Source organism: Bacteroides sp. M10 (assembly GCF_014334015.1).
In the GTDB taxonomy this organism is placed as follows: Bacteria; Bacteroidota; Bacteroidia; order Bacteroidales; family Bacteroidaceae; genus Bacteroides; species Bacteroides intestinigallinarum.
This window is the reverse complement of sequence record NZ_CP060488.1, coordinates 6,632,766-6,646,045: the sequence shown is the minus strand read 5'-3', so window position 1 is coordinate 6,646,045 and position 13,280 is coordinate 6,632,766. Positions and strand designations below refer to the sequence as shown.

6 protein-coding genes are annotated in these 13,280 nt (G+C 38.6%); 1 reads left to right on the top strand and 5 read right to left on the bottom strand.

Annotated elements, in window-relative coordinates; genetic code table 11:
- Positions 1-214: 214 nt before the first annotated feature.
- Positions 215-2,254: a hypothetical protein gene (locus H8796_RS24835; RefSeq protein ID WP_004326162.1), complete on the top strand. Its 2,040-nt coding sequence runs from the start codon at positions 215-217 to the stop codon at positions 2,252-2,254.
- 283 nt (positions 2,255-2,537) lie between these two features.
- Here the strand turns inward: H8796_RS24835 and H8796_RS24830 are convergent, their stop codons facing one another.
- The 5 genes from H8796_RS24830 to H8796_RS24810 all read right to left on the bottom strand — a co-directional run bounded on the left by H8796_RS24830 (position 2,538) and on the right by H8796_RS24810 (position 13,278).
- Entirely contained in the window at positions 2,538-3,896 is a 1,359-nt protein-coding gene (locus tag H8796_RS24830) for a transposase (RefSeq protein WP_004326161.1), read from the bottom strand.
- 198 nt (positions 3,897-4,094) lie between these two features.
- Positions 4,095-5,132 carry a YhcG family protein gene (locus tag H8796_RS24825; protein WP_004326160.1) on the bottom strand — a complete coding sequence of 346 codons (1,038 nt, stop codon included), beginning with the start codon at positions 5,130-5,132 and terminating at the stop codon, positions 4,095-4,097.
- Between the two features lie 80 nt (positions 5,133-5,212).
- Positions 5,213-5,545 (bottom strand): hypothetical protein, encoded by a 333-nt coding sequence (locus H8796_RS24820; protein ID WP_004326159.1) that lies wholly within the window; start codon positions 5,543-5,545, stop codon positions 5,213-5,215.
- Between the two features lie 2 nt (positions 5,546-5,547).
- Entirely contained in the window at positions 5,548-8,367 is a 2,820-nt protein-coding gene (locus tag H8796_RS24815) for a TrlF family AAA-like ATPase (protein WP_004326158.1), read from the bottom strand.
- A gap of 12 nt (positions 8,368-8,379) precedes the next feature.
- Complete coding sequence (locus H8796_RS24810) at positions 8,380-13,278, bottom strand: type ISP restriction/modification enzyme (RefSeq protein ID WP_004326157.1); 4,899 nt, start codon at positions 13,276-13,278, stop codon at positions 8,380-8,382.
- Positions 13,279-13,280 lie beyond the last annotated feature (2 nt).

Below are 13,280 nucleotides of genomic sequence, written 5' to 3'. Positions count from 1 at the left end.
TAGTTAAGTGAAAAACTACCTGGTTTGTTGAAAAATACTATATTTGTACACAACTCTAAATGTTCTATTTATGAAACACGACTGTCAACTAAATCCCATTGATACGGATTATATGGTATTGGTGCATGATATGGTACGATTATCAGAACAAATAGCTCGAAATGTACACAATATGGGCAGGACTTGTATGTTTTGCTATCAATAAGTTATAAGCATGAACCGTTTTATAAACTACTACAAGAAGATATTCTCACAAGAGTATATGGATCGCACCATTTCGGGGGGTATCAAGTCGCAACTCACCCTGTTACTCGTTACTATTGCTACGGTGCTGGCTATTTTCTTTATCATCGTCATGTTCTTTTCTATCCAATTGTATGGACATGAGGAATGGGGCGAAAGGCTCTGGGTGGTGTACAACAACTTTGTGGATCCTGGTAACCAAATGAACGAGACAGCTTGGTCTAGCAGGCTATTGCTGGGAATTGTTAGCTTTTCGGGATCCATTTTATTGGGCGGTGTACTCATCTCTACCATTTCCAACATTATAGAGCGGCGTGTGGATGTAGTAAACACGGGGCGAATGACTTACCGCAACATAACTCAACATTATGTATTGATAGGCTTCAATGAACTATCTATCAATATGATACGCGAACTATATAACGAATGTCCTTCGGTACGTATCTTACTGATGAGCGGTATAGAGGCGGCAACGGTACGCCATCGCATACAGTCTGCCTTGCCCATCGAAATAGAGCGGCAAGTGCTTGTTTACTTTGGCAACATTGAGTCGATCGAAGAACTTCAGCGGTTGAACATAGCGAGCGCGAGTGAAGTGTATGTATTGGGTGATGAGGAACGTTGCGGACGCGATGCTAAAAATATAGCGATTGTGCATTTGGTAAGTGCTCTGCGTGGCAAATGCCCCGATGGTAAGGTGATGCCTGTATATGTGCAGTTTGACAGTATCCCTTCATACTCTAACATACAGAAAATGAATCTGCCGCCGGAGGTGTTTTGCGTTGAGGGGAAACCTAATATCTTTTTCCGTCCCTTTAACCTCCACGAGAATTTGGCACGGCAACTATGGAGTCTCTATGCTGCCGATAGTGAAAGGTATTATGATCCGCTAGACTATCGCCCCATAAGCATAACGCAACAACCTGATGGAAGCTGGAATGCTACTAGCCAAGACTATGTGCATCTGGTTATTGTGGGATTCAATCGGATGGGACGCTCGTTGCTGCTTGAAGCACTACGTATCTGCCATTATGCCAATTACGATGACCGTCTGCCGACAGATGAACGCATACGTACCCGCATCACTTTGGTAGATCGAGAGATGGAGTCACAGAAAGACTACTTCAAAGCTCAATTTCCTTATATAGAGAGTCAGATAGACGATATTGAGGTAGAATATTGCCATGACGATATTTGTAGTACTGCTATGCGCACCCGTTTACAACAATGGGTACAAAATAAACACTGTATGCTTACAGTGGCTATTTGTGTGCATGATCCCGATTTGAGTCTCTCATTAGGGCTCAACTTGCCGCATGAGGTTTATCAGCATCAGTGTCGTGTACTTATCCGTCAGGATTTCAATAACGATTTGTCGTCGATAGTGGACGATGAGCAAGGGCGTTATCGTTATGTCAAGGTGTTCGGCATGGTAGACAGGGGAATGAAGAAAAACATCTTGCAGGATAAACTGGCTTTGTATGTGAATTATCTCTACGATTGTTGCTATACGGATGAAAGCCTCAAGCAGAAAGAGGTGTTGAAGAAGATGTATGAATCTTATGGCAACCACTCTGCCGACTTCATTTTGATGAATCACCAGGCACAGTATCTGTGGAATAAATTGAGCGAGCCGTTACGTTGGGCTAACCGCTATCAACTGGATGCCTATAGTGTATTTTGTCGTACGCTGGGCTACGGTATTAAGCGGAGCGAACGTTCGCCGGCACGCATATCCGGATCTATGTTCAATGAGAATCTTCCGTCTCAAGTTTTGTATCTGTTGGTGCGCATGGAGAAATACCGATGGAATGCCGAGCGTACAGTGGCTGGCTGGAGACGTGCCGAGGTGAAAGATAAAGTTTTCTTGCAACACCCTCTCATTATGCCTTTCAACGAATTGCTGCAAAAGTACCCCGAAGAGGTGGAGAAGGATGCTGACGTTATTCTTAATCTGCCCTATGTACTGGCATTGGGAGGATATGAACTTTATAAACTGGCCGATCAATGAGTCGACTTGACATTTGTATATAATAACAGTATTTAGATCTATGAGAAACATAAAAGTCTTTAGGGATATTCAGTAAATGTCCCTCTTTCTTGTAAATACAGAGAGCAGTTCTCCTTTTCGTGAACTTTTCTCTGTATTTTTCCTGGTAAATTCTCGATTCTTCTATCTTTTTACAAGAATATTATTTACATATTATTGTTTTTTCTTCGCAACGCTGCGTTATGCACATGCTTTTTTAGGTGAAGTTAAAAACCTCTCCTCTTCTGCTCTTATTTCAGTCTGATTATGCTGCCGTTCTTTTTTTCTTTTCAACCTTTTCTATCATACATACCGCGTTGGCCGTATGTATTCCAAAGAAAATCCAAAGTATTTCCGTTTTTCTGTTTCTGGCTTTTATCCTGGCCCGTGAGTAATGTTGTTTCTGTGTACCAAAACTTCCTTCCAGACGGGTAGCTCTTTCACGGCTAAGTTCCGACCGTAAGATCTTCCGAAGCGGCTCATCTTTGGCAGCTCTGCCCTTACGCTTAAAGGAAGTACTTATATGATATTTTGTACAAAATTTCCGGTTGGCATTATTAGCATAGATTGAATCCGCCGCAAGCGCCTTAACCCTAACCTTGGTCAGTTGTTGTTGCAGATGAATACAGTCTTTTAAACGTACTCCTTCGTTAAAAGCCTTAAAGGAGATATGTTCTATAAAGGAGATTCCATCTATCTGTATATTGTTGACCTTGGCTCCGAATTCAACGGATTTGGTTTCCTTGCCTCTGATAATGGGGCGAAGGTGATGCCGGTCGATACTCACGATACGGTTAGGCACTTTTTTGCCTGCAAATAAATTCTTCCCTTGCTCAAGGACCGTCTGTATGACCGAGAAACGTCTTTGATAATCAGAGGATAGTGTAAGCCTGTGTCTGTAGGATGAATGAAGCTGCTCCAGCTGATCCAGTAACTTTTCCAATAACTGAAGTAGTCTGCGTTTAACCATACGGGTCTGTGATTTCCTGCGTTTACGCAGTTTACTGTAAGCAAGGTATGCACGGCTTACATCAAGATACTTGTTACGGGGACGTTGTATGTGCAATGTCCGACAATGTTTGCACAGATGACGATGAAGCCATACAACACCTTCCCATAAGAGTTTGACATCAGTAGGGAAACGCAGATGACTTTCATAACAGGTGGCATCGGTCATACAGACATGAAGGTTCTCAAGATAAGGTTTCCAACGGTCAGCCAGAATAGGCTGGAGGGACTCAATATCAAGGCGATCTGCTAGTTCCTGACGAATTGCACTGACGATTTTAGGATTGGTCAGTGGATGAAGAGGATCAATCTGAACACCACAAAATAACTGGTAATGAATATTACCGTTTAAATGTTCAATCAGTTGTGAGTCTGAAAAGTTGGTATAGGACTTCAAGACCATTAAGGCGATTTTACCTTCAGGAGAAAAATAACTTTTACGACCCAGACGAGATTCATGTAAACCCATCTGTTGAGCCAGTTCGGAGAAAGGAAAAAGAGAATGAAGCCGCCCCAATTCACTCTTTTCAAAACTTTGACGATATTTTTCGAGAATATCAAATTCTGTAAAACCCAAAGTAGGTTCGATTTCTGAAATTTTTCGTATCTTTACCATGTGTCTTTATTTTTAATTACCCCCGTTTTAGTCGTCAAACTGTATTTACGGGGAAATGCTTAAAGATACAAAAAAGGCAACTAATTCGCAATGAAGTAGTTGCCTTATATTTTTTATTTACTGAATATCCCTCTTTATTGCTTCGTCGTCCGAACTCGATGAAGATAAATTGCAGATGGAGTAGCAAAATAAATGTTGTTACTCCCTTTCTGAATCTGTGTTTTCTTCAATAGAATTAATCTCTTGAATAAGCAACGCCTGAAGTTCGTCTTTGGGTAACAGTAATTGATACTCAGCTACCCCGATAGGCTTGTTTATATCTTGCAAAGCGATCTCTACATCTAAGTGATCCTTATCAGCGCAAAGAATGATACCAATTGATGGGTTCTCATTCTCTCCTTTTTCCAATCGGTCAAGCAACGAAAGGTAGAGATTCATTTTGCCAACATATTCTGCCTTAAAAGCACCGATCTTCAATTCGATAGCAACGAGCGAGCGCAAGCCCCTATGAAAGAAGAGCATATCCACCGCATATTCCTTGTTGTTATACTCCAGACGGTATTGGTTGCCAATAAAAGAAAATCCTTTGCCTAATTCCAGTATAAACGATCTGATTTTAGCAACCAACCGCTTCTCTAATTCCAATTCTTTAACAGGTTCTGTTATTCCAAGAAATCCTAAGTTATATGAGCTTTTAAAGACCTCATTCGCATAGTTGGCTTGTGCCACAGGTAAGACTGAATCAAAATTATTCGTTTTGATTTGTGTCTGACGAACTGCATAGGTATCCATCTTTATTGCATTGAGTAACATATCTCTCGACCAACCTTTCTGCAAGCACTCTTCTGCATAAAATTTCACAGCATTATTGTCATCTATCTTGTTTATCAATAATAAATTATGTCCCCAAGGTAAAACTGCGACAGCTTGTCGCAGTTTTGAATCGCAAGTTTTATATCTTTCATAAAAACGCTTCATATCCCATAGATTACGAGGAGACAATCCCATATCCGGAAACTGTTCTTTCAAATCCACCGATAATCGTTTAACTACGCCACTACCATATCCACTCTCTAAGTTTCTATCAAAGAGTAACTTCCCGATATTCCAATATACAGAATTGACGGTAGTGTTTACTTGCCGGGCAATGGTGGCACGAGCAGTCTGAATCTCAGAAACCGCCTGCTGCAATATTTGAGCGTACTCGCTATCGTTTATAATTATTTCTTTTGTCATATCATTAATCCTTTCAATGCTAATCTATTATATTTTCTTCAAAACGGTAAAGTTCCACACCTCACCAACGAAGAGTTGATTTATTTCTGATAACATCTCTGTAAGCCGTAACGGCTCACGAAGTATGAATACTCTCTTTTACCGAGTGGTACAATCAAATGGTCGAAATCAATATTACCCTCTTCGGTACGCTTGACAATCCCCCACATAGTGACATTCATCGACTCCAAAAGTGAATTGAGAGCTTTGAGCTGAGCTTCCGAGTCATAATTTCCGGCAATAAACAACACATCCACCTCGTGAACTTTCACTTGCTCTCGAAGCCACGTCAAAAATAGAGAATGTTCACCTTTACGGTCATATTCAAAAAACGTCTGCCCTAAATGCCAATTTGCGGTATGGATTATCTTCATGGCTAATTCTTAATGTGATATTTATCCTCTCGCTTCTTGAAAGCATCAACTCCACCCTCTAATATCTCACAGACATGTTCTCTTATTCCTTGTTTATATAAGATTGCAGTCTCTTTACTATTTGTAAATGTATTCTCTAATGATCCATTTACATATTCGAATCTATATTTCCTGTTTTCAGATCCATTTTCTCCTGCTTGATTTGCAACGATTATATTTTCAGCATCTGTATTTACAACTAAATTAGCATTATGAGAAACCATAATAATTTGCCTTTTACGTTTACATTGTTTAATGTAATCGTTTAGATCCTGATAAACAGTTCTGTTATCCAAATTATCTTCCGGTTGATCAATTAAAATTGGACAGTCCGCCTGACTGAGACTTAAATACAACTGTAATATTACGATCCCCTTTTTGCCTTCTGACATTGTATGAATACTATCCGAGCCTTTCTTTATATCGTATTCTATAGCAAAACAGTTTTTGAGAATGGCAAGCAAAAACTCCTTGGTAGTTTTACCTTGTTTGAAATTTAAAAATCGTTCGTCTTCTTTTATTGCAAATTGAACTAATTTGGCAATTTTCTCACAATGGTTTTCTTTTCTGTACTCATACTCATTAGTATTAAATATGTCAGCTCCAAATTGATTACTCAGATAGCTTTTCATATTTATTATATCGCTAATTGAATTAACAAACACAGTATTATTAAATACGGTCTTAGCCCGTATATCCAATTTAGTCGTTTCTATACTCCACTTATCTGCAATAGCAGCATTCAGTAAGTCCGATAGGTTATAATACGAATTTTCTATTGCTTTACTATTTGTTACAAAGTTTAGATTCGCAATGCTTTCTCTGAATTGTTTTATCTGTTGATCCTTCTCTGCTATTGTTGTGAGCCGTTTTTCTTCTTCCTTTTTTAACTGCTCTAATTTTACAACTTCAGTTTGTATTGCATTTTTCTCCATTAATGGTTTCAATGCATCCGTATTCGCCGTAATATTTGCTGTTATAGCATCAATCAATTCGATATTTTTTTGAATTTTTTCTTTTATTTGCGCAGATGAAGATGTTATTATTTCAGCAAGTGACTTATTTAGTAGGTCCTTAAAACCTGTAAATACTCCATTAACAGCTTCATTTTCACTTGTAAATCTAATTGCGCTGCATATATCATTATTTATTTGATTAATAATGTAGTTCTCTAAACGACTATACTCTTCGTTTGTTTGTTCTAATGCTTTCTTTTTTACTTCTTGTGTTTGATTATCAGCTATTAGTTTATCATATAGCGTTTTTTCCTCAGGAGTCCAGCCTGCATTTTTAGTTAATTCGTTTATTTCTCCTATAATCCTGTCAATCTCATTCTCAATAGCTTTCTTATCTCCCAATTTAGTTCTCTCTTCTTTTGCAGTATTTAGTTGGGTATCTAATTTACCCCATTCAGTTATGGCAGATTCGATATTAGAGATTGCTTCTGTGATTATATTATTCGATTCTTCAAAAATAGCTTTAATACGTTCATCTTGCTTTATTAGATTCTCTATAAATTCGTTCAAAGAACGATAAGTCGTATTTTTATATTCCTGATTTCGAACAAGATTTTCTATATGCAATTGCGGTAAAAATTCTATTATACGAGCATCATCTTTTGTTCTCTTTCGGGTAGGATCATCTTTATAATATATCTCTATTGATGTATTTTTAATTACTTGTTCATAGTTCTTTATGTCTGTTTTATTGCCCATTTCTGAAGCTATCAAGTGAAGTAACAATGATTTTCCAGATGATTTACCTCCAATAATTGCATTGAGTCCACTGCTCAAACCAATCTCCTCACATGGAAATTTATCTTGCCCGGAAGTATCTACAAATTTAATTTTCTCAATGATATTATAGCCCTTCTTATCATCTGGATGGTCAATCTGAATTTTTACTCGATCTTCAGGCTCGCATATAATCTGTTTCAAACCGTCAAAGGTAGTGTCTGCTTTAATCCATGTATCGCAATAATAATTAGTCGATTGAATAATATCACCATTCTCATTGGTGTTTGCAGTATCTAAAAAAGAAAAATCATGAATATCTCCAGAATGGAGAAGCTTTTTATTTCCATATTCATTAAGCCATTTTTGGCAATTCAAGAAAGTTTCTCTTTGAGTCGCTGATAAAAAGGCATTAACTCTATTGTAAAGGTCTTCTTTTAACGGCTTTAGTTGATTGTTTTTTTCTAAATTAGACCATTCTTTATAGCCCAAAAATGTAAATGTTTTATTCTTCCATGTCTCACAATTTAACAACTCAAAAACTTTAGCCGTCGGTGGAACTAAATCGCTAAATCCCTTTTGTAAATCATTGCCTCCTTCAGTTGTAAGATTATTAACAGATAACATTTTTGTTTTATGTTTATCTATAGAAGATATTGGAATTTGTGAAATAAATTCCTCTCGAATCTTCTTGATTTCCTCTTTTAAATTATCTTCATCAATATCAAAAAGGATATGTAAATTGATCTTTTGCAGTTTATTCTCGTTGCCACTTCCAAAGGTATCAATTCTAAACTCCAATATGGGAAAAATTTTATCAATATTAGAAAGCCTCCCCTTTTGTCGATACTCCATTACTTTTTCATATCCATCGATGAAATAATAGTCTGTAATGCCAATAACCTTTACATCTTTGGGTAATCGTTCAAGTGCATCTATAAATTTATCAAACGAACCGGTTCCGCCATAGTTTTGATAAATAGAATATGGCGTATGTATGTGCAAATCCCATTTACGCCACTCAGAGCCTTTATTGTATTTATGTTCCATCTTATCAGACATTTAAAAGGTTAATTTCGGTAATCCATTTACTATCTCCACCGTCTCCATGCTTAACGAAATAACAGAAAGCAATAAATCCAGAATATAGTGGGGATTATTGTGCTCCGTTGCCCAATCGTTGGGATTGTTGGTGATGCCGCTATCTTTATGGGTAGTGATGGCATAACGCTCCATGATCCATTCGATGGCACTTTTGCCATTTACTACGTATTCATAAGCTGTGGCCGGTATATTTTCAATCGTTATTTGGCTGTTGTATATAATTTTGCTTTTATCTGTTTTGGAGGGAAAGCGCATCTTTTCAACTTGATAATTGATTGTCTCAATCTCGCCTGATTGCATTGCTTTTTCTATTTCGCTCTGCGGAATGGTATTATAGGTCACAATGACTCCAGTTGCCGAAGGACGGTTCTCATAGTTCAAATGCAATTCCGCTAAGGTTCTTCCTGCTTTGCTGAAACTCCAAAAATCACGGGCTTCATCCACTAATGGAATACGGGGCAACATTTTTTTAAGGTCGGCGGCAAAGGATGTACGATATTCCGTGCTGTGCAGAATGCCGTAAACATAGTAAAAAATATCTTCTTTGCCCACATATGGACCGTAGGCTTTGCGACAACGTTCTAAAATGAAATCGGAGATGGCATCACGACGAATATAATTATTCTGAATGGTATCCTCGGCATCATCAAACAAAGTTTTACTCTCAATTTTACGTTCCTCATAGTGATACATTGGGAAACATTGTCCATTGAACATTACTTGCAAATCAGGTATCGCATCAGTAATTAATGCAGAGAAATCTTTGCTCGCACCAATACCAGACAGGCATATTACTTTGTTTTCCGCTTCGGGATAAGGAAATAGCCTCTTATTCATATAAAGCATTGCATTAAAATCCTTGTCGAAATACAAATTGTTCTTACAGAATGGTCTGTAAAAACCTATTGTAAAATTTTCAGGATAATATTTATGCATCTTCCCTTTTTGTAGGTCTTCTTTTTGATTCCTATTCCAACTAAATTTTGTTGGATCTAAATTAATATATGAATCTATTGAAATGTTTTCACTTTTGTTTTTAGCTAGATGAAATGATGATACTTGTTCATTATAAAAATGAATCATCTTTTCCACTGTCAACATTGATTGTTTTTTAGAAAAATTATAAACCCAAGCGTCTCTTCCTGTGGCTAATCCCAATGAGTAAGTGGTAAACACTGATTTGGTGCTTAAATCAAATTTCTTTTCAGGAGCAAGCGGAATGAAATTTTCAAAAGCATCATTGCGCTGATTAAGCCAATCGCCATGTTTATTGGGGCTCAACTGTTGCCATTCTATATGTTCAATCGAACCGAATTTCCGGAGAATAGCCAATTTATCTTCACGACTCAGGTAATCGCCGATGTCGTGATAATATATTGTAGCAGGAGTTTCATCTGCTTTGGTTTTTTTTACAAGTAACGTTATAGCAATCGGTGTGCGAGAACCTGAACCGAAAATTTTACCACCTTCTCGTCTGGATAATTCACCGCTGGTGCGCTGATTTCCCCGCAAATTAAACACATAAATGGTAGAAAAATCCTTTTCCAAACATTTACGGAAACTATCCATGCCATTTCCATCTATCCAAGCTCCATTTGAGACAAAAGCTATAATACCACCGTTTTTCGGATCGAGACGGTCTGTGCTCCAGCGGAAAGCTTTTATGTAACTATCATAAAGAGCTTTAACCGATGTAGCACTGCTTCCTTTCGCATAAGTACTCGCAATTTTTGCATCCAACTTTGCATAACTTTGATTTTGTGCATTGTCGTTAGCCGACTTCTGCCCAATAGAGTATGGCGGATTACCCATAATAACACGCAGAGGAGCTTTCTTTTGCTCGATGACACGTTCCGAGTTTTGAGGGAACATTTCAGAAAACAGCTTCTCGCTTGCATCGCTTTCGCCCAATTGGAAAGTATCAGTGAGGCATATACCGTTGAACTCCTTGTATTCTGATTGGCCTTTCATTAGGTCGTGGAATGTATTTTCAATGTTTACGGCTGCAATATAGTATGCCAGCAATACAAGTTCGTTCGCATGTATTTCCTTGCTGTATTTATGTTCCAAGTCTTCGGTAGAGATTAATCCGCTTTGAAGTAATCGGGTGATGAAAGTTCCTGTTCCTGTAAAGGGATCAAGAATATGTATATTTTCATCTGATAAAGATCGGTTGAACTCTTTCCGCAATACCGCATCCACCGAATGAATGATGAAATCGACTACCTCTACCGGAGTGTAAACAATACCTAGTCTCTCAACCATCTTCGGGAAAGCGGTTTTGAAAAACTTATCGTAGAGTTCAATGATTACCTTTTGCTTTCCTTCTGCATTGTCTATTTTATCCGCACGGGTACGGACCGAATCATAAAACTTTTCCAGTATTTCGGTATCTTTATTCACAACATCACTCTCGAGCAAATCCAGAATGGCTTGCATGGATTGAGAAATCGGATTGTTCTTTACGAACGAATATCCATCGAAAAGAGCTTCAAAAACCGGCTGGGTAATAATATGCTGTGAAAGCATCTCTATTGCTTCATCGTCAGTGATGAACGGATTTATGTTTTTATGCAATCCGTCCATAAACTGCTCAAAAGCCCAGCGATGTTCTTTATCGTGTTCAATCAATCGTTTGATGCGTTCGATATTGCGTTCTGCAATTTCTGCTACATCCTTTGCCCATTGTTCCCAATAGCGTTTATCGCCTACTTTCTGAACCATTCGGGCAAAAAGGATACTTTGCAATTGCTCGAACTGAATGGTCAGTTGCCGATTTAATTCGGAGCCTTTTTCTGAAGAATATTCTTCCTTATTACTGCTACCGGTATAATCGGGGCGACCTACGACAATCTGTTCGGGCTTCTTTCGGTTCAGTTCCAGTTTATTGACTGTGGCATTGAAACGGTCATCGTGAGCACGCAAGGCATTCAATACCGTCCAGACTACCGCATAACGAGCATTGTCGTTCAATGCTTTTTCTGGAGCAACATCGGCAGGCACTACCACCGGAATAATGATATATCCGTATTTCTTTCCCGGCGATTTTCGCATTACACGTCCTACCGATTGGACGACATCGACTTGCGAATTTCGTGCCGACAAAAACAAGACCGCATCAAGAGATGGAACGTCTACTCCTTCACTCAAACAGCGAACATTCGTCAATACACGGCACTCCTTTTCATCTTCAGGCACACTTTTAAGCCACGACAGTTTTTCTTGGCGTATAGTAGCTGCCATTGTTCCGTCAATATGATCGGAGGCGACAGCTACAATCTTATCTTTTTGCTCTTCGGATAACTCCGAATAATAAGATTCCAGAGTTGAATTAAACGTATTTGTTATCTTTTTTGAAGCCTGTATATTTGGGCAGAAAGCTACCGCACGCTTCATAGGTTCAGGATCACTGTCTTTTATGATACCGGCATCCCCTAAAATCTGTTTGGAAAGCGCATTGATACAACCTATCAGCTTTGATACATCATCCGATGATATTTCATTCTCAGGATTAGCTACCATTTTCTGAACGGCAACAGGCATATCATTTTCACTGACAGTCAAGATCAGTACTTTATAATCAGACAGCATTCCCTTATTGACAGCTTCGCCAAATCCGATACGATAAATTTCTCCTCCATAAATACGCTCATCATCCATAGAACAGAGAATGGCATCCCCTTGTGCGGCTTTGGATTTGCTGTCATCGCTATACAGGCGAGGTGTTGCGGTCATATACAATCTTTTCTTTGCTTCTATAAAATCATTGTTATGAACCTTAACAAAGGCAGACTCATCTTCTTTTGCCAATGTAACGCCGGTGGTTCTGTGGGCTTCATCGCAAACAATTAAATCAAATATAGCTTTATCTCCAATTTCCTGCTTGTAGGCTTTCTGCGCTTTTGCAATAACCTCGATGGATTGATAAGTAGAGAAGACAACAGTCATCCCACAATCGTTTTGCGAATTGCTTTTGAGTTGGCAGATAATAGATTCGACATCGGTTGAAGCAGGTAAAGCCAAATCCACCGTGCTGTATCCATCCAGATCTTCGCTTTTGGTTTTCTGCTTTGAAACTTCAGCATCCGAACAAATACATATTGCTTTTATCGGTTCGTCGGCTTCAGCATACCACTCCTCTAATGTTTGCCCGAGTAAAGCGATAGACGGCACTAAAAATAGGATAAATCCCTTCCCATTTGTTTCATTTTCTGCAATTCTTAGCGATGTAAATGTTTTGCCTGTTCCGCAAGCCATGATTAGCTTTCCCCTGTCATTATCCTTAAAATAATGATGAGCTTTAGTTAATGCCGTTTTTTGATGAGGGAAAAGTTCTTTCTTGACCAATCGGGATGCTTCACCCGATAATCCTTCTTCCAACTTACACCAATCGACAGGAGCACTTTCCAGATGGAATAAACCGATACGGGAAACTGCCGGTTGCTGGTTACGGATGGCCTCTTCGGCATTGATACCCCAATTATTGGTAGTAGAAATCCAAAGACGATGAGCAAAGGTAGAAGTATTGCCCGATTCATCCGTAAAACTTCTGCTCGATGTGGAAAGAAACGAATCCACCGCAGGTTTATCTATTGTTGCATTTTCTGCATAACACTTACATTGAATAGCCCAATAATCCCCATTATGCGTATAAGCAACCAAATCTACTCCGGTATCCTTACCACCAAAATCCTTACGAAATGGAAATTCGTTCCAAAGCCAAACCTTTGAAAAAAAAGTAGCATATTTAGGGTCGGTCTGCAAGTATGCTTGCATTAATTTCTCAAACTTATCTCCTTTATCTCTCTCTGAGAAAGCATATTTGCGGAATTTATCAAGTATATTTTTGAATGTCATAT

Excerpts from the sequence above, each read along its gene's own strand:
- H8796_RS24835 (WP_004326162.1), top strand. The coding sequence starts at position 215 with ATGAACCGTTTTATAAACTACTACAAGAAGATATTCTCACAAGAGTAT.
- H8796_RS24820 (WP_004326159.1), bottom strand. The coding sequence starts at position 5,545 with ATGAAGATAATCCATACCGCAAATTGGCATTTAGGGCAGACGTTTTTT.
- H8796_RS24830 (WP_004326161.1), bottom strand. The coding sequence starts at position 3,896 with ATGGTAAAGATACGAAAAATTTCAGAAATCGAACCTACTTTGGGTTTT.
- H8796_RS24810 (WP_004326157.1), bottom strand. The coding sequence starts at position 13,278 with ATGACATTCAAAAATATACTTGATAAATTCCGCAAATATGCTTTCTCA.
- H8796_RS24825 (WP_004326160.1), bottom strand. The coding sequence starts at position 5,132 with ATGACAAAAGAAATAATTATAAACGATAGCGAGTACGCTCAAATATTG.
- H8796_RS24815 (WP_004326158.1), bottom strand. The coding sequence starts at position 8,367 with ATGGAACATAAATACAATAAAGGCTCTGAGTGGCGTAAATGGGATTTG.